Origin of the sequence: Streptomyces sp. NPDC086023 (assembly GCF_044540325.1) — a bacterium.
GTDB lineage: Bacteria > Actinomycetota > Actinomycetes > Streptomycetales > Streptomycetaceae > Streptomyces.
Genome location: NZ_JBITRX010000015.1, coordinates 131,174 through 157,629, shown reverse-complemented (window position 1 = coordinate 157,629; position 26,456 = coordinate 131,174). Strand labels below are relative to the sequence as shown.

21 protein-coding genes and 1 riboswitch are annotated in these 26,456 nt (G+C 73.8%); of the genes, 12 read left to right on the top strand and 9 right to left on the bottom strand.

Annotated features, from left to right (window positions below):
• Positions 1-14 precede the first annotated feature (14 nt).
• Positions 15-86: riboswitch (cobalamin riboswitch) on the top strand.
• A gap of 125 nt (positions 87-211) precedes the next feature.
• Positions 212-1,459: a prenyltransferase/squalene oxidase repeat-containing protein gene (locus ACIF6F_RS27265; protein ID WP_399951895.1), complete on the top strand. Its 1,248-nt coding sequence runs from the start codon at positions 212-214 to the stop codon at positions 1,457-1,459.
• A 29-nt stretch (positions 1,460-1,488) separates the two neighbouring features.
• On the opposite strand, the gene ACIF6F_RS27260 is transcribed toward ACIF6F_RS27265, so the two are convergent.
• Entirely contained in the window at positions 1,489-2,772 is a 1,284-nt protein-coding gene (locus ACIF6F_RS27260) for an RNA-guided endonuclease InsQ/TnpB family protein (RefSeq protein WP_399951893.1), read from the bottom strand.
• Here ACIF6F_RS27260 and ACIF6F_RS27255 point away from each other — a divergent pair.
• The 5 genes from ACIF6F_RS27255 (at position 2,771) to ACIF6F_RS27235 (ending at position 8,712) form a co-directional block, all read left to right on the top strand.
• Positions 2,771-3,550 (top strand): SCO2322 family protein, encoded by a 780-nt coding sequence (locus ACIF6F_RS27255; protein WP_399951890.1) that lies wholly within the window; start codon positions 2,771-2,773, stop codon positions 3,548-3,550. The genes ACIF6F_RS27260 and ACIF6F_RS27255 overlap by 2 nt on opposite strands.
• Positions 3,551-3,936: 386 nt before the next feature.
• Entirely contained in the window at positions 3,937-5,025 is a 1,089-nt protein-coding gene (locus ACIF6F_RS27250; protein WP_399951887.1) for an energy-coupling factor transporter transmembrane protein EcfT, read from the top strand.
• Positions 5,022-7,022, top strand: coding sequence for an ABC transporter ATP-binding protein (locus tag ACIF6F_RS27245; protein ID WP_399951884.1), 2,001 nt, complete (start codon positions 5,022-5,024; stop codon positions 7,020-7,022). The genes ACIF6F_RS27250 and ACIF6F_RS27245 overlap by 4 nt, the downstream gene beginning before the upstream one ends.
• Complete coding sequence (locus ACIF6F_RS27240) at positions 7,019-7,918, top strand: ECF transporter S component (protein WP_399951878.1); 900 nt, start codon at positions 7,019-7,021, stop codon at positions 7,916-7,918. Before ACIF6F_RS27245 ends, ACIF6F_RS27240 begins: the two co-directional genes overlap by 4 nt.
• Positions 7,919-8,307: 389 nt before the next feature.
• Complete coding sequence (locus ACIF6F_RS27235) at positions 8,308-8,712, top strand: transglycosylase SLT domain-containing protein (RefSeq protein WP_399951875.1); 405 nt, start codon at positions 8,308-8,310, stop codon at positions 8,710-8,712.
• Positions 8,713-8,910: 198 nt separating this feature from the next.
• On the opposite strand, the gene ACIF6F_RS27230 is transcribed toward ACIF6F_RS27235, so the two are convergent.
• Positions 8,911-10,080: a steroid 3-ketoacyl-CoA thiolase gene (locus ACIF6F_RS27230; RefSeq protein WP_399951872.1), complete on the bottom strand. Its 1,170-nt coding sequence runs from the start codon at positions 10,078-10,080 to the stop codon at positions 8,911-8,913.
• A 312-nt stretch (positions 10,081-10,392) separates the two neighbouring features.
• Between ACIF6F_RS27230 and ACIF6F_RS27225 the strand changes: the two genes are divergently transcribed.
• Positions 10,393-11,634, top strand: coding sequence for a cytochrome P450 (locus ACIF6F_RS27225; protein WP_399951869.1), 1,242 nt, complete (start codon positions 10,393-10,395; stop codon positions 11,632-11,634).
• A 442-nt stretch (positions 11,635-12,076) separates the two neighbouring features.
• Positions 12,077-12,778 carry a hypothetical protein gene (locus ACIF6F_RS27220; protein WP_399951866.1) on the top strand — a complete coding sequence of 234 codons (702 nt, stop codon included), beginning with the start codon at positions 12,077-12,079 and terminating at the stop codon, positions 12,776-12,778.
• A gap of 24 nt (positions 12,779-12,802) precedes the next feature.
• On the opposite strand, the gene ACIF6F_RS27215 is transcribed toward ACIF6F_RS27220, so the two are convergent.
• From ACIF6F_RS27215 to ACIF6F_RS27200, 4 genes are read right to left on the bottom strand one after another with little or no spacing between them, the layout of a single operon-like run.
• Positions 12,803-13,183 (bottom strand): hypothetical protein, encoded by a 381-nt coding sequence (locus tag ACIF6F_RS27215; RefSeq protein WP_399951863.1) that lies wholly within the window; start codon positions 13,181-13,183, stop codon positions 12,803-12,805.
• Complete coding sequence (locus tag ACIF6F_RS27210; RefSeq protein ID WP_399951860.1) at positions 13,180-13,767, bottom strand: TetR/AcrR family transcriptional regulator; 588 nt, start codon at positions 13,765-13,767, stop codon at positions 13,180-13,182. The genes ACIF6F_RS27215 and ACIF6F_RS27210 overlap by 4 nt, the downstream gene beginning before the upstream one ends.
• 45 nt (positions 13,768-13,812) lie before the next feature.
• On the bottom strand, positions 13,813-14,328 hold the full coding sequence (locus tag ACIF6F_RS27205) for a hypothetical protein (RefSeq protein ID WP_399951856.1): 516 nt from the start codon (positions 14,326-14,328) through the stop codon (positions 13,813-13,815).
• Positions 14,325-16,391, bottom strand: a complete 2,067-nt coding sequence (locus ACIF6F_RS27200; protein WP_399951854.1) for a bifunctional glycosyltransferase 87/phosphatase PAP2 family protein — start codon at positions 16,389-16,391, stop codon at positions 14,325-14,327. The genes ACIF6F_RS27205 and ACIF6F_RS27200 overlap by 4 nt, the downstream gene beginning before the upstream one ends.
• Before the next feature lie 354 nt (positions 16,392-16,745).
• Here ACIF6F_RS27200 and ACIF6F_RS27195 point away from each other — a divergent pair, with 354 nt between their 5' ends.
• Positions 16,746-17,123 carry an antibiotic biosynthesis monooxygenase family protein gene (locus tag ACIF6F_RS27195; protein ID WP_399951851.1) on the top strand — a complete coding sequence of 126 codons (378 nt, stop codon included), beginning with the start codon at positions 16,746-16,748 and terminating at the stop codon, positions 17,121-17,123.
• Positions 17,124-17,206: 83 nt separating this feature from the next.
• Here ACIF6F_RS27195 and ACIF6F_RS27190 read toward each other — a convergent pair whose 3' ends face one another.
• Positions 17,207-17,620 carry a nuclear transport factor 2 family protein gene (locus ACIF6F_RS27190; RefSeq protein ID WP_399951848.1) on the bottom strand — a complete coding sequence of 138 codons (414 nt, stop codon included), beginning with the start codon at positions 17,618-17,620 and terminating at the stop codon, positions 17,207-17,209.
• Between the two features lie 116 nt (positions 17,621-17,736).
• On the opposite strand from ACIF6F_RS27190, the gene ACIF6F_RS27185 reads away from it, so the two are divergent.
• Positions 17,737-18,216 (top strand): GNAT family N-acetyltransferase, encoded by a 480-nt coding sequence (locus tag ACIF6F_RS27185; RefSeq protein WP_399952062.1) that lies wholly within the window; start codon positions 17,737-17,739, stop codon positions 18,214-18,216.
• A 37-nt stretch (positions 18,217-18,253) separates the two neighbouring features.
• Here ACIF6F_RS27185 and ACIF6F_RS27180 read toward each other — a convergent pair whose 3' ends face one another.
• Positions 18,254-20,305, bottom strand: a complete 2,052-nt coding sequence (locus ACIF6F_RS27180) for a DHA2 family efflux MFS transporter permease subunit (RefSeq protein WP_399951845.1) — start codon at positions 20,303-20,305, stop codon at positions 18,254-18,256.
• A 906-nt stretch (positions 20,306-21,211) separates the two neighbouring features.
• Here ACIF6F_RS27180 and ACIF6F_RS27175 point away from each other — a divergent pair.
• Together ACIF6F_RS27175 and ACIF6F_RS27170 are read left to right on the top strand one after the other, a co-directional pair.
• Entirely contained in the window at positions 21,212-22,243 is a 1,032-nt protein-coding gene (locus ACIF6F_RS27175; RefSeq protein ID WP_399951842.1) for a peptidoglycan-binding protein, read from the top strand.
• 942 nt (positions 22,244-23,185) lie between these two features.
• Entirely contained in the window at positions 23,186-23,893 is a 708-nt protein-coding gene (locus ACIF6F_RS27170; protein ID WP_399951839.1) for an HAD-IA family hydrolase, read from the top strand.
• Between the two features lie 130 nt (positions 23,894-24,023).
• Here the strand turns inward: ACIF6F_RS27170 and ACIF6F_RS27165 are convergent, their stop codons facing one another.
• Complete coding sequence (locus tag ACIF6F_RS27165; RefSeq protein WP_399951836.1) at positions 24,024-26,444, bottom strand: ATP-binding cassette domain-containing protein; 2,421 nt, start codon at positions 26,442-26,444, stop codon at positions 24,024-24,026.
• Positions 26,445-26,456 lie beyond the last annotated feature (12 nt).

Below are 26,456 nucleotides of genomic sequence, written 5' to 3'. Positions count from 1 at the left end.
TCAACACTCCACGCAGGGGGAAGCCGGTGCGAATCCGGCGCTGACCCGCAACCGTGAGCCGCCCCGGGCGGCGAGCCGGAATGCCCTGCTGGACGTGCGCGGCTCGCGTCACCGGAACCCCGGTGACCGGCACCGTCGAGGTATACGGAGCCGGAGCCCGGCCCCTCGTGTGCCTGCCTCCCGCTCCCCAGCAGGAGAGGCACCCGCCGCCATGACCGTCCGCCGCAGCGCCGCCGCGCTCGCCGCCACCGCCGTGCTCTGCGTGGCCGCCGCCCCCGCCGCCCTGGCCGCGCCGAGCCCCGCCCCCGCGATACCCGAGGGCCTGTACGGCAAGACCGACCCGACGTACGACGGTGTGTGGCGCCAGTCCTTCGCGCTGCTCGCCCAGGACACCGTGGGCCTGAAGCCCGCTCCGGGGGCCGTCTCCTGGCTGACCGGCCAGCAGTGCGCGAACGGCGCCTTCGCCTCCTTCCGCGCCGACGCCGCCAAGGCCTGCGACGCCAAGACCATGCTCGACAGCAACGCCACGGCCGCCGCCGTGCAGGCGCTGGCGGCCCTGGGCGGCCAGGACGCCGCGGTGAAGAAGGGCGTGGACTGGCTGAAGTCCGTACAGAACGCGGACGGCGGCTGGTCCTACAGCCCGGGCTCCCCGAGCGACGCCAACTCCACCTCCGTGGTGATCGGCGCCCTGGCCGCGGCGGGCGTGAAGCCGGGCGACGTGAAGTCCAAGGCCGGCACCTCCGCCCTCGACGGCCTCCTCCCCTTCCAGCTCGGCTGCGCCGCGAAGGGCGCCGACCGCGGCGCGTTCGCCTACCAGCCCGACAAGGACGGCAAGCTGGCCGCCAACGCCGACGCGACGGCCGCCGCCGCGCTGGCGGGCCTCGGCAAGAACGCCGTCGTCTCGCCGGCCGGCTCCGACGAGCCGGTGACGGTCCCCGAGTGCCCGGCGGGCGCGAAGGGTGCGGCGGACGCGCCGACGGCGGCCGTGGGCGCGGCGTACTACCTGGCCGAGGCACTCAAGAAGGACGGCCACCTGACCGCCGTCACCCCCGGCTCCGACAAGCCGGTGGCGGACGTCGGCAACACCGCCGACGCCGTGATCGCGCTGGCGGCCGGCGGACACGCGGGTGCCGCGCGGGGCGCGTTCGCGTGGCTGGAGAAGAACGCGGGCGAGTGGGCCAAGGGCAGCCCGGCGGGCCTGGGCACGCTGGTGCTGGCCGCCCACGCCATGGGCGAGGACCCCAAGTCCTTCGGCGGCACCGACCTGGTCGCCGCGCTGAACGCGACGGGCCCGGCCCCGCAGGCCGCCGCCGCGACCGCGGCCCCGGAGAAGAAGGAAGAGGAGAAGGACGAGGACTCCGCCTCCGGCGACAGCTCGAAGTGGTGGGTCATCGGCTCCTTCGCCGTCGCCGGCATCGGCATCGGCTTCCTCCTCAGCGGCCGCAAGAAGAAGCATTGACTCCTCCTCTCCCTGACGGGAGGGGATTCCTAGCTCACTTCGGCTGTCCCCTGGCAGGGGGCAGCACTTACAAGATCAGCACCAGCCGGGTTGAGACCAGCCCGGATAAGCATGACGCGGGCGGAATTCTTGTCTCTGGGCGAGACCGCTCCGCACGCCGTGCAGGTGTACGTCCTTTCGGAGAGGGGGAGTGCGTGCTTGGTTCTCGCTCCGCACTGTGCGCAGTCCCTGGTGGTGTGCGCGGGGTGGATCAGGTGCACGGTCCGTCCGTGCTTACGGGCCATCTCGACCAGAGCAGCCTTGGTGGCGCTGATCGCGGCGTCTGCGGCTTTGCGGGCCATGGCGGACTTCGCCAGGAAGCGGGGACGGAAGTCCTCCACGGCGAGGTGGTCGAAGTCGCGGACGACGCGCTTGGCCCACTTGCGTGCGTCGTCCTGCCGCTGCCGGGCGATCTTCTTCGACGCCCTCGCTGCCGCCTTCCGGGCCTTGCGGTAGCCGTTGGTGTCGGGCCGGTTCTCGGGGGTCCGACGGCGGGCCATCATCCGGTGGTAACCGGCCAGCTTGGCCGCGGCTGTGCGTCCGTGTTGTGGGTGCGGCAGGTCGTGGGAGTCGGACGTGGTCGTCGCGGTCTCCTTCACACCCCAGTCGATGCCGATCGCGGCACCCGTGGTGGGCAGCGGCTCGGTCTCGACCGTGACGACGAACGAGGCGTACCAGTGGCCGAGGCTGTCGCGGTACACCCGCACCGACGACGGCGCGGAGGGAAGGTCACGGGACCACACCACCGTCAGCACGATCCCGCCGGCCAGGTGCAGCCGACCGTCCTTGAGTCGGAAGCCCCGGGTCGTGTAGTTCATGGACGGCAGGGCCTCGCGCTTGCGCTTGATGCGCGGCATCCCGGCCCGCTGCCGCATCGGCAGCTTCGCCGTGATGTCCTTCAGCGCCTTCGCGCGGGTTTTCGCGAAGTCCCGGATGATCTGCTGCTGCGGAACACTGGCTCCCTCGCGGAGCCAGGCCATCGAGTGCCGGGCTTCGGTCAGCATCTTGTCCAGCTGCGCCGGACCACACGTGAGCTTCTCGGCTGCGGTCTTGTTCAGGCCGTGGACCTTGCGGGACATCGCCACGCACTCGTTCCACACCCAACGACACCGCGCCCACTCGCCTTCCAGAGCGATACGCGCGGAGGACGACACACGCAGCCGGAACGAGTACCGGGCATGCCCGGACACGCCCTCGCAAGCCAATGCTGCCGTCACGACCAGGAACCTAACAACCCCCACTGACAACGAAAGAGAGCGCAGGTCACAACCCATGCGCAGACAACTCGGCCGCCGCTCCGCCGTTCCCCCGGCCCCGCCCCAGGCCGCCGATCCGACCGGTACCCCCGGCACCGGGCGGGGTTGCCGACAGCGCACGCCGCTCCTCGCTCTGGTCCTCGCGCTCGGCACCGCTCTCACGCTGCTCGGCGCGGGGCCCGCGGTGGCCGCCGGCTACCGCTACTGGTCCTTCTGGGAGGGCACCGGCGGGAGCTGGAGCTACGCGAACCAGGGCCCGTCGACGGCCCGCCCCGGCGACGGCTCCGTCCAGGGCTTCCGCTTCGCGGTGAGCAAGGACGCCCCCGACGCCGCGCGGCCCCGCGCCGCCGCCGACTTCCAGGCGGTCTGCGGGTCCACCCCGGCGGCGGCCGGGAAGAAGCGGGTGGCCCTGGTCATCGACTTCGGCGTGCCCGCCGACGCGCCCGCGGGCGAGACCCCGCCGCGCGCGCAGCCCCGTACCGCCTGCGCGTCCGTGGCGCCGGAAGCCACGACGGCCGAGGCGCTGGCCGCGGTCGCGAAGCCGCTCCGCTACAACAGCGCCGCGCTGCTCTGCGCCATCTCGGGCTATCCCCGGGAGGGCTGCGGCGAGCAGATCGCGCTGCCGGAGGAGAACGGCACCGCCGCACCGACGGCCGCACCGACGGCTGCGGCCCCGTCCTCCGGTACGACCGGCACCACCGGCTCCGGTACGTCCGTGAACCTCCTCATCGGCCTGGCCGCGGTCCTCGCCCTGGGCGCGGCCGCCGTCTGGAAGTCCCGCACCCGCAACCGATGAGCGCGCACGACACCCCTCAGCCGCCCCCGGCCGCGGCGCGGCAGCCCGGGCCCGCCCCGGGCCGCAGCGCCGAGCCGCACCCCGAAGGGGCCGCACCAGACCTCGGAGCGGAACCCGGCCCGGCTCGGGACGCGGCCGCGCGCCTCGCGGGAGCCGTCCCGGACACGGCGGGTGTCGCGCCGGGGTCCGGCGCGCGCTCGGCGCCGGAGCCCGCATCCCCCGCCCCCGGTGTCGAACCGGACGGCGGGGTCAGGGCGTTTCGCGCCCTGGGGGCCGGGGACGGACGCGGCAGCCGAGGGGCCGGCAGGCCCCCCGCCACCCCGAACCGGCACCCGCACCGCCGCCCCCGCACCGCCTCCGGAACCGCCGGACGGCTCACCGCTCCCGTGGCCACCCGGAGCAACGCCGTGCACGCCGGTGCCTGGTGGCTGTGGGCGCTCGGCCTCGCCACGGCCGCCAGCCGCACCACGAACCCCCTCCTCCTCGGCCTGGTCGTCGGCACCGCCGGCTACGTCGTCGCCGCCCGCAAGACCGACGCCCCGTGGTCCCGCTCGTACGCGACCTTCCTGAAGTTCGGCCTGGTCGTGATCGCCATCCGGCTGGTCTTCTCCGTGGTCCTGGGCTCCCCCATCCCCGGCACGCACACCCTCCTCACCCTCCCCGAGCTGCCGCTCCCCGGCTGGGCCCAGGGCATCCGCATCGGCGGCCGCGTCACCGCCGAGCAGCTGGTCTTCGCCTTCTACGACGGGGCCAAGCTGGCCGCTCTCCTCATCTGCGTGGGCGCCGCCAACGCCCTGGCCAACCCGGCGCGGCTGCTGAAGTCGCTGCCGGCCGCCCTGTACGAGGCCGGCGTGGCCGTCGTCGTGGCCATGACCTTCGCGCCCAACCTGGTCGCGGACGTGGCCCGGCTCCGCCACGCGCGCCGCCTGCGCGGCCGCCCCACCGGCGGGGTGAAGGCCGTCCTCCAGATCGGGATGCCGGTGCTCGAAGGCGCCCTGGAGCGCTCGGTGGCGACGGCCGCCGCGATGGACGCGCGGGGGTACGGCCGTACCGCCCGGGTGCCGGCCGCGGTGCGCCGGCTGACCGCCGTCCTCACGCTCGGCGGCCTGCTCGGGGTGTGCGCCGGAACGTACGGACTGCTGGCCGCGGAAGGCGCTTCGTACGGGCTGCCGGTCCTGCTCACCGGCCTCGTCCTCGCGCTGGCCGGGCTCCGGCTCGGCGGCCGGCGCAGCCTGCGCACCGATTACCGGCCCGACCGGTGGGGCGCCCGGTCCTGGCTGATCGCCGGTTCCGGCGCCGCGGTGGCCGCCCTCATGATCCTCGCCGGGTCCTGGGACCCGGAGGCGCTGCGGCCCGGCGTGGTGCCGCTGACCGCGCCGGCCCTGCCGCTGTGGCCCGCGGCGGCGGTGCTGATCGGCCTGCTCCCGGCCTTCGTGGCCCCCGTACCGTCCACAGCCCCCGAGGAGTCCCGGTGATCCGCTTCGAGCAGGTGTCCGTCACCTATGAGGACGCGGCCGTCCCGACCCTCCAGGGGGTGGACCTGACCGTGCCCGAGGGCGAGCTGGTGCTGCTGGTCGGCCCCTCCGGCGTCGGCAAGTCGACGCTCCTCGGCACCGTCTCCGGGCTCGTCCCGCACTTCACCGGCGGCACCCTGCGCGGCCGGGTCACGGTCGCGGGGCGGGACACCCGCACCCATCCGCCGCGCGAGCTGGCGGACGTGGTCGGCACCGTCGGCCAGGACCCCCTGGCCCACTTCGTCACCGACACGGTCGAGGACGAGCTGGCGTACGGCATGGAGTCCCTCGGCCTGGCCCCCGCGGTGATGCGGCGGCGCGTGGAGGAGACCCTCGACCTGCTGGGCCTGAACGAACTCCGCGACCGCCCGCTCGCCTCCCTCTCCGGCGGCCAGCAGCAGCGCGTGGCGATCGGCTCGGTGCTGACCCCGCACCCGAAGGTCCTGGTCCTCGACGAACCGACCTCGGCACTCGACCCGGCCGCGGCGGAGGAGGTCCTGGCCGTGCTCCAGCGGCTGGTGCACGACCTGGGCACGACGGTCCTGATGGCCGAGCACCGACTGGAACGGGTGGTCCAGTACGCCGACCAGGTCGTCCTCCTGCCGGGCCCGGGCCGTGCTCCGGTCATGGGCCCGCCGGCCGACATCATGGCCCTCTCGCCGGTCCACCCCCCGGTGGTCTCCCTGGGCCGCCTGGCCGCCTGGTCCCCCCTCCCCCTCTCCGTCCGCGACGCCCGCCGCCGCTCCGCTCCGCTCAGGTCCCGCCTGACCGCCCTCCCGACCCCGCAAACGGGCCCCGCCGCGCCCGGCACAGCAGTCCCAGCCCCTCCGACAGCAACCCCAGCCCCTCCAACGCACGACGACCGGGACCCAGGGCCCGCCGCACCCACCGCGCCAACCCCTGCCCCTCCGACCTACGACGACCGGGACCCGGGACCCGCCGCACCCACCGCAGCAACCCCAGCCCCTCCGGCGTTTGAGGAGCGGGGTCCGGGGCGGAGCCCCGGTTTCGGGATGGGGGTCCCCCCAGCGAAGCGAGGGGGAGGGCGGGTAGGGGAACTTCTCCAGCGGTTCCGGCGCCCCGAAGCTACCGGCCCCGGCACCGGACCCAGCAGCAGAACGCCCAGCACCGGCACGGGAACCGGCACCAAAACGCGCCGCGGGGGCACCGGCACGCAACCAGAACCCCCGGCGGAGCCCGCCCGTACCCGGAACCTGGCGGTACGCCGAACCCGCACCGAGATCCTCCGCGGAATCACCCTGACCCTCGCCCCCGGCGAGATCACCGCCCTCATGGGCCGCAACGGCGCCGGCAAGTCCACCCTCCTCGCCACGCTCGTCGGCCTCCTCGAACCCCACACCGGCGAGGTGACCGTCGGCGGCCGCGCGCCCGCCGCCACCCCGCCGGCCCAGATGCTGCGCCACGTCGGCCTCGTACCGCAGGAGCCGCGCGACCTCCTGTACGCCGACACGGTCGCCGCCGAGTGCACGGCGGCGGACCAGGACGCGCAGGCGGCCCCCGGCACCTGCCGGGAACTGGTCGCCGCCCTCCTCCCCGGCGTCCCGGACGACACGCACCCCCGCGACCTCTCCGAGGGCCAGCGGCTGGCGCTCGCGCTGGCGATCGTGCTCACGGGACGGCCGGCCCTGCTGCTGCTCGACGAGCCGACCCGCGGCCTGGACTACGCCGCCAAGGCCCGGCTCGTCGAGGTCCTGCGGGGCCTGGCCGCGGAAGGCCACGCGATTCTGCTGGCCACCCACGACGTGGAACTGGCCGCCGAGCTGGCCCACCGGGTGGTGATCCTGGCCGGCGGCGAGGTCGTCGCGGACGGGCCCACCGCCGAGGTGGTGGTCTCCTCGCCCGCCTTCGCCCCGCAGGTGGCGAAGATCCTGGCCCCCGGCCACTGGCTCACGGTCGCCCAGGTCGCCCGGGCCCTCGCCCAGGAGCCCACCGCATGACCGGCACCCCCGCCCCCCGCAACAACCACACCCACCACACCAACCGCACCAAAGCCACCCGCCCCATCCGCATCGGCCCCCGCGCCGCCGCGGCCCTGATCCTGGTCTCCCTCATCGGCATCGCCGCCTTCGGCTGGCCCCTGCTCGCCGCCCCCGCCTCCGGCATCGCGCACGCCCAGGACGCCCCCTGGCTCTTCGCGGCCCTGCTGCCCCTCCTGGTCGGAGTCGTCGTCGCCACCATCGCCGACGACGGCATCGACGCGAAGGCCGTGGCCATGCTCGGCGTGCTGGCCGCCGTCGGCGCGGCCCTGCGCCCGCTCGGTGCCGGTACCGCCGGCCTGGAGCCGATGTTCTTCCTGATGGTGCTGAGCGGCCGCGTCCTCGGCCCGGGCTTCGGCTTCGTGCTGGGCGCGGTCACGATGTTCGCCTCCGCCCTGCTCACCGGCGGGGTCGGGCCGTGGATGCCGTTCCAGATGCTGGCGCTCGGCTGGTTCGCCATGGGTGCCGGCCTCCTTCCGGCCCCGGACCGGCTGCGCGGCCGGGGCGAGCTGGCGCTGCTCTCCGCGTACGGCTTCCTCGGCGCCTTCGCGTACGGCACCGTCATGAACCTCCAGGGCTGGGTGCTCATCTCGGGGATGGGCACCGGGGTCTCCTTCCAGGCCGGCGACCCGGTGCCCGAGAACCTGGTCCGCTTCCTCGCCTACTGCCTGACCACGTCGATGGGCTGGGACCTCGGCCGGGCCGCGCTGACCGTCGTACTGACCATGGCGCTGGGCGGAACGCTGCTCCGCGCGCTGCGCCGGGCCACTCGAAAAGCTGCCTTTGAGACCCCGGTCACCTTCGAATCCGCACTCGGGGGCCCCTCAGACACCCCAAAAAATGTGCATGAACTGTGACGGATGGCGACATCCGGGCCCGAAACCGGTGAGGCGGCCCACAGGACCCAGGTCACATACGAACCGGGACCGTAGTCCCTGAGCGAGGTCCCCACCCCCACCCCACGCCCCCTCCCACCTGCACGGACGTCGATCGGACCGGCCCGGCGCCGCGACCCCCGGCTCCGACCGTCCGTAGTAGGAGGGGGTCGTTGCAGCCCTGCAACAGCCCGGCTAAAACTGGATGAGTCGCCGAGCGGCCCGGGTGGTTCACCCCCGGGGACAACCGCCGGAAGGCAGCCGGGTCCCCCGCGGACCACGGACTGCGCGCACCCCCTCATCCGACGTGAGTGGCTCACGCGTGTCCTCGGCATGCCTGCGACCGTCCTGTTCCCTACGGAAGGTTCTCCGTGTCCAACGCCGTCATCCGCCGCATCGCCGCCAGCAAGAAGACCCTCGCGGGCACCGTCATCGGCCTCACCGCCGCCGGTACCCTCCTGGCCGCGGTTCCGGCCCAGGCCGCCCCCGCGAGCCCCAAGGCGATCGCCCAGCAGATGATCAAGGACCCGGCCCAGTTCGCCGCGTTCAGCAAGATCGTGGAGCACGAGAGCGGCTGGGACTACACCGCCACCAACTCCTCCTCCGGTGCCTACGGCCTGGTCCAGGCCCTGCCGGGGTCGAAGATGGCCTCTGCCGGCTCTGACTGGAAGACCAACCCGGCCACCCAGATCAAGTGGGGCCTGGACTACATGAACGAGCGCTACGGCTCCCCGGTCGGCGCCTGGAACTTCTGGCAGGCCAACCACTGGTACTAAGCCGCCGCACAGCCGGCAGGCGACCAGCAGAGCGTGGCGTCACCAGACCACGGCGTCGGCGGACCGCAGACGCACGAAGGCCCCGGTGGCCGGCCTCCCCAGGCCGGCCACCGGGGCCTTCCCCCATCCCCAGGGGCTTCGGGCGGCCCGGCGGCCCGGCACCGGAGCCGGCACACCCGGCTCCGGCGCCGCCGCCGGTCAGAGCCGCTGGATGATCGTCCCGGTGGCCAGCGCCCCGCCCGCACACATGGTGACCAGCGCGAACTCCTTGTCGCGCCGCTCCAGCTCGTGCAGGGCGGTGGTGATCAGGCGGGCCCCGGTGGCGCCCACCGGGTGGCCGAGGGCGATGCCGCCGCCGTTGACGTTGACCTTCTCCAGGTCCTGGTCGAAGACCTTGGCCCAGCTGAGGACCACGGAGGCGAAGGCCTCGTTGATCTCCACCAGGTCGATGTCCTTGAGCGACATCCCGGCCTTGCCCAGCACGGCCCGGGTGGCGTCGATCGGCCCGTCGAGGTGGAAGTGCGGGTCGGAGCCGACCAGCGCCTGGGCGACGATCCGGGCGCGCGGCTTCAGCTTGAGCGCGCGGGCCATCTTGCGCGAGGCCCACATCACGGCCGCGGCGCCGTCGGAGATCTGCGAGGAGTTGCCGGCCGTGTGGATGGCGGTCGGCATCACGGGCTTGAGGCGGGCCAGCGCCTCCATGGAGGTGTCGCGCAGCCCCTCGTCGCGGTCGACCAGCCGCCACATGCCCTGTCCGGCGCGCTGTTCGTCCTCGGTGGTGGGCACCTGGACGGCGAAGGTCTCCCGCTTGAAGCGCTCCTCGGCCCAGGCCACGGCCGCCCGCTCCTGCGAGAGCACGCCGAGCCGGTCGACGTCCTCACGGGTCAGTCCACGGTGGCGGCCGATGCGCTCGGCGGCCTCGAACTGGTTGGGGAGGTCGACGTTCCACTCGTCCGGCCAGGGCTTGCCGGGGCCGTGCTTGGACCCGGAGCCGAGGGGGACGCGGCTCATGGCCTCGACGCCGCAGGCGATGCCGATGTCCATGACGCCGCTGGAGATCATGTTGGCGACCATGTGGTTGGCCTGCTGTGAGCTGCCGCACTGGCAGTCCACGGTGGTGGCGGCGGTCTCGTACGGCAGGCCCATGGCGAGCCAGGCGTTGCGCGCGGGGTTCATCGACTGCTCGCCGGCGTGGGTGACCGTGCCGCCGACGATCTGCTCGACGCAGTCGGGCTGGATGCCGGTGCGGGCGAGCACCTCGCGGTAGGTCTCGCCCAGCAGGTAGGCCGGATGGAGGTTCGCGAGTGCGCCTCCGCGTTTGCCGATGGGCGTGCGTACGGCTTCGACGATGACGGGTTCCGCGGCCATGAGCTCGTCCTCTCCTCCACAGCGGGCGGGCCGTCCCGGCGGCCCGCGGCAGCTGTGTGTCGTGTCGTCCCTGTCCGGGCCCGAATCGGCGGACGGCCCGAACCCCCCGAACTAGTACGCGTTCTAGTTCTCCCCGCAGTCTTATGACCGGAACCCCGGCTCCGCAAGGGTCTTGCGCGGGACTGCACGATTTCCGCACGCGCGGGGAGGGCGGCCGCGGGTAACAGTCCGCGCCGCAGGCCTTGTCACTTCTAGAACTCGTTACTACCTTCAAGCCAACTTCTGATGGGCCGTCAGACCTTGGAGTTGCCGATGCCCTGCCCCGCGCTGCCCGAAGGCTTCGACGCCACGGACCCCGACCTCCTCCAAGCCCGCGTCCCCTTCCCGGAGTTCGCCCAGCTGCGGCAGACCGCACCGGTCTGGTGGTGCCCGCAGCCGCGCGGCATCACCGGCTTCGACGACGAGGGCTACTGGGCCGTCACCCGGCACGCGGACGTCAAGTACGTCTCCACGCACCCGGAGTTGTTCTCCTCCACCACGAACACCGCGATCATCCGCTTCAACGAGCACATCCGGCGCGAGCAGATAGATGCCCAGCGCCTGATCATGCTGAACATGGACCCGCCCGAGCACACCCGGGTCCGCCAGATCGTCCAGCGCGGCTTCACCCCGCGCTCGATCCGCGCCCTGGAGGACACGCTGCGCGAGCGGGCGCGGCGGATCGTGGCGGAGGCCAAGGCCGGGGCGGGCGACGGCAGTTTCGACTTCGTCACCAAGATCGCGTGCGAGCTGCCGCTCCAGGCCATCGCCGAACTCATCGGCGTTCCCCAGGAGGACCGCTCCAAGCTCTTCGACTGGTCGAACCGGATGATCGCGTACGACGACCCGGAGTACGCGATCACCGAGGAGGTCGGCGCCCAGTCGGCCATGGACCTCATCGCCTACGCGATGAACATGTCGGCCGACCGCAAACAGTGCCCCGCCAAGGACATCGTGACCCAGCTCGTCGCGGCCGAGGGGCAGGGCAACCTCAGCTCGGACGAGTTCGGCTTCTTCGTCCTCGTGCTGGCCGTCGCGGGCAACGAGACCACCCGCAACGCCATCAGCCACGGCATGCACGCCTTCCTCACCCACCCCGACCAGTGGGAGCTGTACAAGCGGGAGCGGCCGTCCACCGCGGCCGAGGAGATCGTCCGCTGGGCCACGCCGGTGGTCTCCTTCCAGCGCACCGCCACCCAGGTCACCGAGCTCGGCGGCCAGAAGATCCGGGCGGGCGACCGCGTCGGGATGTTCTACTCCTCCGCCAACCACGACCCGGAGGTGTTCGAGAACCCCGAGGCCTTCGACATCACCCGCGACCCCAACCCCCACCTGGGCTTCGGGGGCGGCGGACCGCACTTCTGTCTCGGCAAGTCGCTGGCCGTCCTGGAGATCGACCTGATCTTCAACGCCCTGGCCGACGCCCTGCCGGACCTCAGGCTGACGGGCGAGCCGCGGCGGCTGCGCGCCGCGTGGCTGAACGGCATCAAGGAGCTCCAGGTCAGCCACGGCTGACCCGGGTCCCGGCGGCAGGGGCCACCACTCCCACGCCCCCGGCCCCTGCCGCCCGCGCGTCCCGCCCCCGGACCGGCCGCCGGTACGCACGCGGCCGCGCGGCCGCCCGCACGCACGCGCCCACCCGGGCCGGCGTACGGGCACACGCGCCCACCCGGGCCGGCGTACGGGCACACGCGCCGGCCCGCGACCCGGGCGCACCCGTTCGGGTGGCGGTCCGGACCGAACGGGGCGATCCTTACGTCAGCGGCGATCCAGCCGGAAGGGGCGCCGGGGCAGCTGTGCCCCGGTGCCCCTTCCGGCACACCCAAAGCGTTACCCGCTCTCCTCTTCCCCGTGTCCTGGCCCGGTTAGGTTTCCCCGAGCAACAAAAGGCCCGCGCCCGTGCCGCCCGCGCCCGTCCGGCGGGTTCCGGCCGCCACCACCGAGGGGAAACCGCCTGATGCGCCCGAGCCGCGCCCTCACCGCCGCCGCGGCGGCCGTCGCCGTCCTGCTGCCCGGCGTCACCGGGTGCGCGCCCGAGGACGGGGCGGAGGCCCGTACCCCCTCGGCCCCGGCCGCCGCGTCGCCGCAGGCCACCGCCTCCCCCACGGCGTCCGCCGCTCCCTCCGCCCCGGCCGCTCCGGCCGCGGGCACCTCGGCCCCGCACACGCCCGCGGCGCGTCCGTCGGCGGGCAGCCCGGCACCGTCGAAGAGCCCGTCCCGGCCGCCCGTGCCGACGTACCTCTCGATGTCCGTGTCCGCGCCCGGCGGGCAGCTCTCGCTGAAGCCGGGCGGACCGGGGCAGGAGTTCACGGTCACCCTGAAGAACGGCAACACCCGGTCGTACCGGAGCCTGCTGCTCGCGTTCCAGCTGGAGATCATGCCGGGCGGTACGGGCGGCTGGGTCCTGGAGCGCTGGGACCGCGCCGCCGGCAGCTGGCGCCACGCCGACCTGCGGATCGCGAACGACGTCATGCCGCCCTCGATGTACGCGGGCGGCAGCCCCCTCGCCCGGGACGCGGTCTCCGTACGCCGCTACCGCCTCCGCGCCGAGACCGGCGCCGCCCCCGGCCCGAACCCGCTGATGGTCTCGCTGATCGACACCGCCCACGACACGCGCCACTCGTACGCGTACCTGCCCCAGACCACCCTGGCCCCCTGAGACGCCGCGCCCCCGGTGGGGTCGCTACGCGGCACCCGCCGCCGTCAGGACCGCGATCGGCAGGAGCAGGATCCACTGCGGCAGCCGGAGCAGCGGCTTCGACCAGCCGGCCGACAGCGTGACGACCAGGAAGGCGACCGCGTACGCGGCGAAGTGCGCGGCCACGAACCACGCCATCAGACCGGTCGCCGACGTGTCGCCCGCGAGCGCGAGCCAGACCAGGGCGGCCGCGGAGAGCACCAGGTCGACGCTCACCATGTGCCACACGGCGTGCATGACGCGCCTGGGTTCGTCAGCCAGCCCGCAGGACAGCAGCGGGCGCACCACGTCCCGGTGTCCGGCGACGATGTGCACCGCGGCCACACCGAACGCGGTGATGCCCGCCGCGAGAAGCCAGCCGTTCACCGGACCTCGATTCCTTTGGCCATCACGGCGGCCAGCCGGCCGGCCAGCTGGGGGCCGGGGTGTTCCCCGACCAGGCCGACGTGGAAGAAGACGGCTCCGGCCAGGGTGTCAAGGACCAGGTCCACGGGCGTGTCGGCCGCGATCTCCCCGCGCGCCGCGGCGCGCTCGAAGACGATCAGCAGCCGCTCCTTCGACGGGGCCAGGAAGTCGCTGCGGATCCGCTCCTTCAGCACCGGATCGGCAGCGAAGTCGGCGAGCAGCCCCGGAAGCGCGGCTGCCGCGGCGGGTGCCTGGAACTCGTCGACCAGGCCCTGCATCAGTACGGTCAGATCCCCCGTCAGCGTTCCGGTGTCCGGGACCGGAGCCTGGTCGGTGGTCGTGAACACGGCCTCGAAGACCAGTTCCGGCTTGCCCCGCCACCTCCGGTAGACGGTGTCCTTGCCGACACCGGCACGGGCGGCCACCGCCCCGATCGAGGTCGCGGCGTAGCCGACCTCGGTCACCAGCTCTGCGGCCGCACCGACGATCGCCTGGTGCGAGCGGGGATCCCTGGGACGTCCTCTGGAGGACGGAGAGGAGCTCATACGATTTACGATACGGGTCGACCCGTTTGGGAAACAACCCCCCGCTCAGCGCGTGCGCTTTCCGGTGGGGCGCCGGCGGCGGGCGCGGATCACGAGGGCCGCGAAGACCACGACCGAGGTGACGGCTCCGACCAGGGTGCCGCCGCGGAACCAGGGAGCCTCCACGTCCATGGTCCGCTGGCCGGCGTGGGCCGCGCTGCCGTTGCCGACGACGACGCTGAGCGTCCAGAGGTTCGGCAGCGCCAGCAGCAGCGCCAGGGCCAGCCAGCCCGCGGTCGCCTTCGCGGAGCTGCGGCGGCGCAGCCCGGTCCAGGCCACCAGCAGGGGCAGCAGCGTGCAGAGGATCCCGAAGGCCAGACCCAGGAGGAGGCCGGTGGCGAGGCTGCCGCCCACCGCGTCGCCGATGCGGTGGGCCCACCAGCGGGGGACGGTCGCGGCCAGGACGAAGTAGCCGACGACCACCACGACCAGGGCCCCGCCACCGAACAGGGCCCGCCTGCGCCGGTCGGGCCCCCCGGAGGCCGTACCCCGCGCCACCGTGTCCTGCCGCCGTGCGCTCATGATCCGATGCTGGCACCGGACCGCCGCCCGCGCAGCGCGGGCGGTACGGACGCCAGGGAGTCCCCGCCCGGCGGCGCGGGCGCGGTCCCGCTGCCGCGGGGGCCCGACAGCACGTACACCAGGGCGAAGCCGGCGGCCACGACGGCCGCGCCCCCGACGGCGTCCAGGACCCAGTGGTTGGCCGTGGCCACGATCGCGCAGAGCGTGACCGCCGGGTGCACCAGGCCCAGGGCCTTCTGCCAGGGCCGGCGGGCCAGTGCGAAGACCACCAGCCCGCACCACAGCGCCCAGCCGAAGTGCAGCGAGGGCATCGCCGCGTACTGGTTGGAGATCGCGGTCATGGCGCCGTACTGCGGATCGGCCAGGTCCTGCGGTCCGTGCACGGTGTCGATGAAACCGAGCCCGGGCATCAGGCGCGGCGGCGCCAGCGGGTAGAGCCAGAACCCGGCGAGGGCCAGGACGGTGGCCAGCCCGAGGGAGGCCCGTGCCCAGCGGTAGTCGCCCGGGCTGCGCCGGTAGAGCAGCGCCAGGATCGCCAGCGGCACCACGAAGTGGAAGGACGTGTAGTAGAAGTCGAAGAAACCCCTCAGCAAGGGTCGGCCCACGACCGCGTGGTTGACGGCGTGTTCGATGTCGATGCCGAGCCACCCCTCCAGGGAGTGGATCCGGCGTCCGTGGCCCTCGGCGAGGGCACGGCTGTCGGGGGCCGCGGCGCGGATGTGCGAGTAGAGCGAGTAGCCGACCCGGATCAGCAGCAGTTCGAGCAGCAGGTTGGGGCGGCTGAGCACGCGGCGCCAGAACGGCAGCAGCGGTATTCGCGACCACCGGGCCGGGGCGGGCGGCGCGTACGCGGTGGGGACCGGGTGGTGCCAGTGGGGCGACGTACGCGGCAGGAACGGGACCGCGCAGGCGGCGGCGAGGGCCGCGAGGAGCAGCACGTTGTCCCGTACGGGTGCCAGCAGCGCGAGGTTGGGCAGCAGGACGTCGCTGGGCAGGGTCATGACCAGGACCACGGTCACCGGCCACACGGCCCGGTCGGCAGCACGGGTGCCGACCTTGCCTGCGGCCGCGAGCAGCACCCAGAGCAGTTGGTGCTGCCAGCCCCCGGGCGAGACGGCGACCGCGACGCAGCCGGTGAGCGCGACGGCCAGCAGCGGCTGCCCGTCACGGGCGTACCGGACGGCGCGGCGCAGGCCGAGGAGGCAGACGGCGGCGGCGAGCAGGCCGAGGAGGCCGGTCTCCAGGGGGCCGGAGAGGCCCAGGCGCAGAAGCGCGCCGTGCAGGGACTGGTTCGCGGGGCTGTCCGCCCGGTCGCCGAGGCCGGTTCCGGCGAGGTGGTGCACCCAGTACGTCCACGAGTCGCGCGGCAGTGCGGCCCAGGCGAGGGCGGAGCCGGCGGCGAAGGTGACGGCAGTGGACCGGGCCGCGGTGCGGCGGCCGGTGGACCAGAGCAGCGGGACGAAGAGGAGGAGGGCGGGCTGGAGCGCAGCGCCGAGGCCCACGAGGAGACCGGAGGTCCGCTCGCCGGGCACCCGCAGGCAGCCGGAGAGCACGAGCAGGACGGGGATGATGCTGGTCTGGCCGAGGGTGAAGGTGCCGCGGACGGGCAGCGAGACCATCGTCAGCGCGATGGCGACGGGCGCCGCGAGCAGGGCCGTGCGGCGGGGCACGGGGCCGGGGAGCGAGCGGGCGGCGACCAGGCCGACGGCGGCGACGAGCAGCAGGGTGCCGAAGGTCCAGGCGACGCCGAGGGCCTGCTGGGCGGAGCTGGTCAGGGGGCTGAGGACGAGTCCGGAGAAGGGCGTGCCGGTGAAGCGGGGGCCGTCGACGGCGTCGTAGAGGCCCCCGGAGACGTGCAGGACGCCGTTCTCGCCGATCCAGGTGTCCGGGTCGGCGAGGCGGCGGCCGGGCGGCAGCCGGAGTGCCGTGGCCGCCTGACGTGCCGCCAGGAGGGCGGCGAGCAGCCAGAGTACGGCGCGTGCCGCCGTCAGCCGGGGGTCTGCGCCGAGGGCCGCGGCCGCGGCAGGCCCGTTCACAGCGTTGTGGTCCGCCGCGTCAGCCACGCGCCATCGGCCTCCTGCCGTAGTGCTTTGTCGGGAATGCTCGGACGACGATAGTGCGGGGGCCCGCACACACCGGACCGAACTTCTCGTTCCGCCCACCTCGCCCACCCCGCGGAACACCGCCCGCCGGCTGTGCTCCCAGGTGCCGCTGCGGCCGGGAACGCACCGGCCAGAGGGGGTGCCGGGCCCTTGTGCGCGGTGTTTCGGGGCTTCGCCCGGCCGGTCCCGGGAGGGCGGTCAACGGGTCCGCACACACCACCCGACCGTGCACACCGTCCCCCTGACGGAGCATCGGCCGGGCCCCGGGCCCCCTCCGCACGGCGTCCCGATGCCACCTCCGGCAAGATGGGCGGCATGAGCATCGTCAAGATCAATGTGCTGACCGTGCCGGACGAGCAGCGGGAGGTCCTGGAGAAGCGCTTCGCCTCGCGCGCCGGTTCCGTCGAGAACTCCGACGGCTTCGAGTGGTTCGAGCTGCTGCGCCCGGTCGAGGGCACGGACACCTACCTCGTGTACACGCGCTGGCGTGACGAAGCGGCCTTCCAGGCCTGGATGGAGGGCCCCATGAAGGCCGCCCACCAGGGCGGGTCGGGCGGGTCCGCGGAGGGCGCGGGTGGCGGTGCGGGCACGGGTGCCGGTGCCGGTGCCGGCGAGCGCCCCAGGCCGGCCGCGTCCGCGTCGACGCTGTGGTCGTTCGAGGTCGTCCAGCAGGCGGCGCCGAAGCAGGGCTGAGTCCCGGTCCGGCCCGACACGCCGCTGCGCCCCCGCCCGATGGACGGGCGGGGGCGCAGGGGCGCGTCAGGGCCGGGGCAGGGTCAGGACTTGGCCTTCGGGGGTCCCCAGAAGGCGTTCTCCTCGTCGATGTCCTCGGTGCACCCGTCGATGTCCGTGACTTTTCCTCCCACGATGGTGAAGAACAGTCCCTGCCGGATCTCCAGGCCGTGGTCCCCGCGGTCGGCCCGGGAGGTGTGGAAGGCCATCACGTGCCCGCGCCCGTCGGCGAGCACCGATTCGACCTGCACCTGCATCGTGCCGTTGGTCTCCCTGCCGAGTGTGCGGTACAGCTCCAGAACCGCTTCGCGGCCCTTGTGGTGGCCCGAGATCAGGTTGTTGCCGGGCACGTGGTGGACGACGTCCGCCGTCAGCAGCGAGGACAGCATGTCCATGTCCCCGTTGGCGAACGCCAGGTAGCCGCGACGCACCAGGGCCGCGTCCGGATGCTCCGACATGGCGGTTCACACCCTTCCATCCCTTGATTTGGCGGTTTTTCCTATCATCCGCCCGGCCCTGTGGATATTCCACGCGGCGGCTGGGGGCGGGCGCCCATGATGGCGGCATGAACGCGATGAACTGGACCGTTGCCCCCGAATCCTTCGCCACCCCCGACGCCGCCGAGCTGCGGCGGGCCTATCTGGCGGAAGTGGCCGGCCGGTACTGGGGCAGACCCGTCACCGACGCCGAGCTCGACCAGGGCCTCGCCGACGACCCCGCCGACGGGCTCGTCCGGCCCACCGGCGAGTTCGTGGTCGGCCGGTACGACGGGAGGCCGGGCGCGTGCGCCGGGCTGCGGATGCTGGACGCCGGCACGGCCGAGCTGACGCGGGTGTACGTACGCCCCGAGCTGCGCGGCACGGGCGGCGGCGGGGCCCTGCTGGCGGCCCTGGAGGAGGCGGCGCGGTCCCTTGGCGCGGAGCGCATACGCCTGGACACGCGGAACGACCTGGTGGAGGCGCGGGGCCTCTACGCCAAGCACGGGTACGTGGAGATACCGGCGTACAACTCCGGCCCCTACGCGGAGCACTGGTTCGAGAAGCGGCTGGCCTGACGGCCCCCGAGGGGGGCGCCCCGGCTGGGGTCGCGGCTCAGTGGGCCGCGTGGTCCCGGCGCGCGAGCCTGTCGTAGGGCTCCTCCGCGTCGGAGCCGCACAGCTCGACGTTGAGCTGCTCGACCAGCTTCACCAGGTCCGTGGGCCGGTCCGGGCCCCACCAGTCGCCGAGCAGTTCGGCGAGGGACTGCTGCCGCGCGTCGGCGAGCCGTGCGGCGGTCTCGCGGCCCCGGTCGGTGAGCACCAGCGGCAGTCCCACGCGGACCGCCAGCCCCCGCGCCTCGACCTCGCGCGCCGCGTCCGTGATGACGTGCAGCGGGACCGAGGTGCGCTCCGCGAGCACCGCAGGCTCGGCCGAGCCGTACTTGTTGATGCGCAGCAGCAGCCAGCTGGAGGCGGGCAGCAGGTCATAGCCGGCCTTGGCGGTGATCTTCTCGTAGACGTGCTTGCGGCCCTCGCGCGTGCCCAGCACCGACAGGGCCCGGGCCACCTCCTCGTGGGAACTGCGCTGCACGGGGTTGGAGGCGAGCGTCTCGGTGACGTCCGGGGCGGTGACCGAGGTCCGGAGCTTGTCCTCCTTGAGGAACCAGGCCACCGCGAAGGCGACCAGGACCACGGGCACGGCGTAGAGGAAGACGTCGGTGATGGCGGTGGCATAGGCGTCCAGCACCCGGGGCTGGAGGTCGGCGGGGAGTGCGGAGACGGCCCGGGGGTCGGCTTCGAGGCTGCCGACGGTGCCGGGGGGCAGCGGCTCGCCGGCCAGGCTCTCGTTGAGCTTGTCGTCGAGGCCGTTGGTGAAGACCGTGCCGAAGACGGCCACGCCGAAGGAGGCGCCGATGGAGCGGAAGAAGGTGGCGCCCGAGGTCGCGACCCCGAGGTCGGAGTAGCTGACGGCGTTCTGCACCACCAGCACCAGCACCTGCATCACCAGTCCGAGTCCCACGCCGAAGACGAAGAAGTAGACGCTCATCTCCCAGGTGGAGGTGGTGCGCTCCAGCTGGTGCAGGAGGAGCAGGCCGACGGCGGTCACGCCGGTGCCGGCGATGGGGAAGACCTTCCAGCGGCCGGTGCGGCTGACGATCTGCCCGGAGGCGGTGGAGGCGATCAGCATGCCGAGGACCATCGGCAGCATGTGGACGCCGGACATGGTCGGCGACACGCCCTGGACGACCTGGAGGAACGTGGGGAGGTAGACCATCGCGCCGAACATCGCGAAGCCGACGATGAAGCTGATCACCGAGCAGAGGGTGAAGGTGCGGATGGCGAAGAGCTTCAGGGGCAGCACCGGCTCCGCCGCCCGGCGCTCGACGAAGACGAAGGCCACCAGCAGCACGGCACCCAGCACGGCCAGGCCGATGATCATGGCCGAGCCCCAGCCCCAGGTGTCGCCGAGGGAGGCCACCAGCACCAGACAGGTGGCGACCGAGGCGATGAGGACGGTGCCGAGGTAGTCGATGGTGTGGCGCTCCGCGCGCACCGGGATGTGCAGGACCGCCGCGATCACGACGAGGGCGACGATGCCGATGGGGAGGTTGATGTAGAAGACCCAGCGCCAGCTGAGGTGGTCCACGAACAGGCCGCCGAGCAGCGGGCCGAGGACACTCGTGGCACCGAAGACCGCGCCGAACAGGCCCTGGTACTTGCCGCGCTCCCGGGGCGGGACGATGTCGCCGACGATCGCCATGGACAGCACGATCAGTCCGCCGCCGCCCAGACCCTGCAGGGCGCGGAAGCCGATGAGCTGCGGCATGTTCTGCGCGAGCCCGCAGAGCGCCGACCCGATCAGGAAGAGGACGATGGCCCCCTGGAAGAGCTTCTTGCGCCCGTACTGGTCGCCCAGCTTGCCCCAGAGCGGGGTCGCCGCCGTCGAGGCCAGCATGTAGGCGGTGACGACCCAGGAGAGGTGGTCCATGCCGCCGAGGTCGCTGACGATCGTCGGCAGCGCGGTGGAGACGATGGTCTGGTCGAGCGCCGCGATCAGCAGGCCCAGCAGCAGGGCTCCGATCGCGACGAGCACGCTGCGCCGGGTGTGCTCCGCGCCGGGTCCGCCGCCGGGGTCCAGGTGGGTGGGGGCCACTTCCTGAGCCATGGACTCCTCCTCAGCGCAGATCCACATCTCCATCCTGGGGGGTGTGTCCGGTTATGGCCTGTCGGACGGTTGGGCGGGCCCCGCCGGGTCTGCATAATCGCTGGCAGTTGCCAGGGAGGGGATCCGTCAGTGAGCGCAGAGCGCTGTCCGGTTTGCGATGCTGCCAGAGGTGGCTGCGCATGCGCACCGGTCAAGGGCATGGACCCCCTCCGCATCCGCCCGTACGTGACGAGGCCCGCCCGCCCGCCCCACGACGCGGACACCACACCACCCCGCCTCCTCGGCGTGGTCCAGCCCCCGCCGACGTGGCCCCCGACCCCCCAGCCGCCGGCACCCCCGGCCTGGACCCAGCCCACGCCCGGCAGCCCGGAATCGGAACCCGCCGGGGGCCTGTCCGGAACCCCGGAAGCGGAATCCGGGTGGACCCCGTCGATCGACCCGGAAGCCGATCCCGTATGGGGTCCGTCAGGCTCCTCCGACACCGGGCCCGCCCCGGGACGGCGCGGCACCCCGGAAAGCGCCCCCGGCCGGGGCGGGGCCGGCGCCGGTGCAACCAGCCCCGCGTGGGGCCCGCCCACCGACGCACAACCCGGACCCCCCTGGGGCTCGTCCGGCACCCCGGAAGCGGAGGCCGCATGGGGTCCGTCCGGCAGCAGAGGAGGCAGCGCCGCCCGCACCCCCGCCCACACGGAAACCGGACCCGCCTGGGGCCCTTCCGGCACCCCGGAAGCAGACCCTGCGTGGAGCCCGTCCGGCGGCCAGGCGGCCAGCCCGGCCCGGACCCCCGCCGACACGGAAAGCGGACCCGCCTGGGGGCCCTCCGGCACCCAGGAAGCGGAAGCCACATGGGACTCGTTCCGAGGCGCGGAGGTCGATCCCGCGTGGGGTCGGGGCTCCACCACGCCCATGTCCGCCGCCGCGTCGCCCGCGGCCCACACCGTCTGGGCACGGCCGGAAACCGCACCGAACGCCGACCCCACCCCCTGGCCACCGCACGCCATGACGCCGGGCGGCCCGGACGCGGCCCGGCCCGGTGGCTCCGTCCCGCAGGGGCCGGACGGCTCCCGTGCCTCGGACGAGGCTGCCTGGACCCGCCTCGGGACGACGGCGGAGGTCGCCGGCCACGCGCCCGAGCCCGGCCACGACGACGCGGACGGGTACGCCACGCAGGTCCTGCCACCCGTGCCCTCCGGCATGCCCGGCCCCGGGCACGACGCCCACGCGCCGATACCGGGCCCGGACGGCTTCGCCGGGCACGGATCCCCGTACGGCGCACCGGCCTATGACGACTCCACCACGGAGCTGCGCGCGGTCACGCTCGGCGCCGCACCCTCAGCCGGCCGCAACCGCGGCGGGCGCAAGGGGCTGCCCCTGATGGTGGCCGCCGCGGTGGCGGTGGTCGGTGTCGCCGCCCTGACCGCCGGGCTGTTCTCGGACGACGGCGAAGCCGACCGCGCCCTCCCGGACCCGAAGCTGTCGGCCCCCGCCGTCACCGTCGCCCCGGACGGGCCCTCGGGCGACCCCGAAGCCCCCTCCGCCGACCCCTCGGCCACATCCGACGAGGACGAGGACGGAGCCGAGGAGTCGACCTCCCCCACCGCCACGGTGGAAGCCGCCCCGACCGGGGACCCGTCCGACGCGTCCGGGGACCCCACGCCCAACCCCACCCGCACCAAACCCTCCACCGGCACCACCACCCCCGCCGCCACCACAGCCCCCACCCTGCGCGAGGGGGACCAGGGCCCGGAGGTCGTCGAACTCCAACAGCGCCTGAAGGAGGGGCAGTACTACTGGGGCCCGGCGAACGGGCGCTACAGCCGCAAGGTGGAAGAAGCGGTGGCCCGCCTCCAGCGAGCCGCCAACGTCGTGGGCGACCCCTGGGGCGTGTACGGCCCCAACTCCCGCCGCGCACTGGAGGCCCTCACCCACGAGCCGTAGCCCGAACCCGAGCACCGACCGGCCCGCTCGCTCCCGGCCTCCGCTGGGCAGCCGCGCCGCGGACAAGAACTGCCGGCCGGCCACGGGCCGACGGACCACACGTCCACGGGCGGGCAGGCGCCGGGCCCGCCCTCAGGGTGCACGCCTGACGGGCGCCCGAGGCGCCCGGGTCGCCGCCCTGGCCGAGGTACCAGGTGGGGCGGGCGGGTAGGCGTCGCGAGGGTGGCCCCTGACCACGGTCGCAACGGCTACCCGGCAGCTCGGGGCTGGCGGGTAGCCGAAAGGCGAGCAGCGGGCGGCGAAGCCCGACGGGCGACGGGCGACGGCCACCTTGGGCGACACCGTCCAGCGGCCGGCCGCCCGCGAGGCCCGGGCCCCGTAAGCCCCCCCCCCCGCACGTGCCGCGGCCGGCATCCCCGGCGCGTGCCTGGCACAAGACCCCGGTGACGCCCGCCCCCCGCGTCCCGCCCCTGGGCCGTCTCCGCGCCCGGGCCCACGAGGCACGGCACCCGGCGCCCGGCGCTCGGCCGCGCACACCTCCCGGCCCTGGGCAGGCCCCTGCGGCTGGGGCATACGTGCGCCGCCGGCCTCGGGCGGGCGCCGACAGCACGTGGCCGCGCACGCGCCGCCGCCTCGGCCGGACCCCGGCCACCCCGCGCCGCCCAGCGGGCCCGCGCGTCCCCCGCACCTCCAGGCCGCCCCCACCGCACCACCCCGCACGGCACCCGCGCCGAACCCCAGGGCAGCAGCCCCCTCGCCGGAAGCGCCCCGCGGCGAACCCCCAGGTCGGCCCCCTCGCCGGGAGGCGATTGGCGTTGAGGGGACAGGTTTTGTATCGTGGAGGAACAAAGTGGTTCCGTCCGTATTCCCTGACCGGCGGACGGAGCCGCTTGTACTCTTCCCGCCGCATCTCCGGACCCGTCTCCCCTGGAGCCCGCCCCCATGACGGCCAGCACCACCGCCACCGAAGCCGAAGCCGCCGCAGAGCCGGTCGTCCTGACCGCCAAGGCCCTGCTCCTGGACATGGACGGCACGATCGTGAACTCGGACGCGGTGGTGGAGCGCTGCTGGCGGGACTGGGCCGTGGCACACGGTCTGGACCCGCACGAGGCGATGAAGATCGTCCACGGCCGCCAGGGCTACGCCACCATGGCGATCCTGCTCCCGGACCGCCCGATGGAGCAGAACCACGCCGACAACGCCGTGATGCTGGCCCGCGAGACCGCCGACACCGAGGGCGTCGTCCCGGTCGACGGCGCGCCCGCCTTCATGGCCGCCATCGGCCGGCTCCCCCACGCCCTGGTCACCTCGGCGGACGAGGCCCTCGCGACCGCCCGTATGGCGGCCTCCGCGCTGCCCATGCCCGAGGTGCGGGTGACCGCCGAACACGTCGAGGCCAGCAAGCCGCACCCCGAGGGGTTCCTCAAGGGTGCTTCCGAACTCGGCGTCGATCCTGCGGACTGCGTGGTCTTCGAGGACTCCGGCGCCGGCATCGCCGCGGGCCGCGCGGCCGGCATGCGCGTGGTGGGCGTCGGCCCCCGCGCCGGGGAGCACGGGCCGACCGTGCACGTACCCGACCTGACGGCCGTACGCGTCGACACCGCGGCGGACGGCACCATCCGCCTCACGGTCACCCCGTACGCCGCCTGACCCGCGGCCCGCAGACCCGCAGACCCGCAGACCACAACACGACGCAACCGGGGCGCCGGGGTACCAGCCCCCGGCGCCCCGGTCGCGTCGACACCACAAAGGCAGGGGACGCCGGCGCCGCCGGAGCCCGTCACGCCCCCACGTACGCCGCGAGGTGCTCGCCCGTGAGCGTGGAACGGGCGGCCACCAGGTCCGCCGGGGTGCCCTCGAAGACGACCCGGCCGCCGTCGTGGCCGGCGCCCGGCCCGAGGTCGATGATCCAGTCGGCGTGCGCCATCACCGCGGGGTGGTGCTCGATGACGATCACCGACTTGCCCGCGTCGACGAGCCGGTCCAGCAGCCCGAGCAGCTGCTCCACGTCCGCGAGGTGCAGGCCGGTCGTGGGCTCGTCCAGCACGTAGACGCCGCCCTTGTCCGCCATGTGCGTGGCCAGCTTCAGCCGCTGCCGCTCACCGCCCGAGAGCGTGGTCAGCGGCTGGCCCAGGCTCACGTACCCGAGGCCCACGTCCGCGAGCCGCTCCAGGATCCGGTGCGCGGCCGGGATGCGCGCCTCGCCCGCGCCGAAGAACGCCTCCGCCTCCGTCACCGACATCGCTAGCACCTCGCTGATGTCGCGGCCGCCCAGGTGGTACTCCAGCACCGAGGCGTCGAAGCGCTTGCCCTCGCACTCGTCGCACGTGGTCGCGACCCCGGCCATCATCGCCAGGTCGGTGTAGATGACCCCGGCGCCGTTGCAGGTGGGGCAGGCGCCCGCGGAGTTGGCGCTGAACAGGGCCGGCTTCACGCCGTTGGCCTTGGCGAAGGCCTTGCGGATCGGCTCCAGCAGCCCGGTGTACGTGGCCGGGTTGCTGCGCCGCGAGCCGCGGATCGCCGTCTGGTCGACCGACACCACCCCCTCCTCGGCCGGGATCGACCCGTGCACCAGCGAGCTCTTGCCGGAGCCCGCGACGCCGGTCACGACGACGAGCACGCCGAGCGGCACGTCCACGTCGACGTCCCGCAGGTTGTGCGCGGCCGCGCCGCGGATGCCCAGCTTGCCGGTGGGCTTGCGCACCGTCTCCTTGAGCGCGGTCTGGTCGTCGAGGTGGCGTCCGGTGATCGTGTCGCCGGCCCGCAGGCCCTCCACCGTGCCCTCGAAGCAGACGGTGCCGCCCGCCGTGCCGGCGCCGGGGCCCAGGTCCACCACGTGGTCGGCGATCGCGATCGTCTGCGGCTTGTGCTCGACCACCAGCACCGTGTTGCCCTTGTCCCGCAGGCGCAGCAGCAGGTCGTTCATCCGCTGGATGTCGTGCGGGTGCAGGCCGGTGGTGGGCTCGTCGAAGACGTACGTGACGTCGGTCAGCGCGGACCCCAGGTGGCGGATCATCTTGACCCGCTGCGCCTCGCCGCCCGAGAGCGTGCCCGACGGGCGGTCGAGGGCGAGGTAGCCGAGGCCGATCTCCACGAACGAGTCGAGGGTCCCCTGGAGCGCCTCCAGCAGCGGGGCCACCGAGGCGTCCTTGAGCCCGCGGACCCATTCCGCCAGGTCCCGGATCTCCATCGCGCACGCGTCGGCGATGGAGACGCCCCCGATCATCGAGGAGCGGGGGCCCTCGCTCAGCCGGGTGCCGTCGCACTCGGGACAGACGGTGAAGGTCATCGCCCGCTCGACGAAGGCGCGGACGTGCGGCTGGAGCGCGTCGACGTCCTTCGACAGCATCGACTTCTGGATCTTCGGGATCAGGCCCTCGTAGGTGAGGTTGATGCCTTCGACCTTGATCTTGGTCGGCTCCCGGTGGAGCAGGTCGTGCAGCTCCCGCTTGGTGAACCTGCGGATCGGCTTGTCCATGTCGAAGAAGCCGGAGCCGCTGAAGATCCGCCCGTACCAGCCGTCCATGGTGTAGCCGGGGATGGTGAGCGCGCCCTCGTTGAGTGACTTGCTGTCGTCGTAGAGCTGGGTGAGGTCGATGTCGGAGACCGTGCCGCGGCCCTCGCAGCGCGTGCACATGCCGCCGGTGCGCGAGTACGTCGCCTTGACCGTCGCCCTGTCGCCCTTCTCGACGGTGATCGCCCCGCTCGCCTTCACGGAGGCGACGTTGAAGGAGTACGCGCCGGGCGGGCCGATGTGCGGGACGCCGAGCCGGCTGAAGAGGATCCGCAGCATGGCGTTGGCGTCGGTGGCCGTGCCGACGGTGGAGCGGGGGTCGGAGCCCATTCGCTGCTGGTCGACGATGATCGCGGTGGTGAGCCCGTCGAGCACGTCGACCTCGGGCCGCGCGAGCGTCGGCATGAAGCCCTGGACGAAGGCGCTGTACGTCTCGTTGATCAGGCGCTGCGACTCCGCGGCGATCGTGTCGAAGACCAGTGAGCTCTTGCCCGAGCCGGAGACGCCGGTGAAGACCGTGAGCCTGCGCTTCGGGATCTCGATGCTCACGTCCCTGAGGTTGTTCACGCGGGCGCCGTGCACCCGGATCAGGTCGTGGCTGTCGGCGGCGTGCACGCCGGACGCCGCCCGTCCACCGGACGCCTTCGGTGCACCGCTGCCGGCGGCCCTGCTCCCGGCCCTGCTCATCGTGTCTCCATC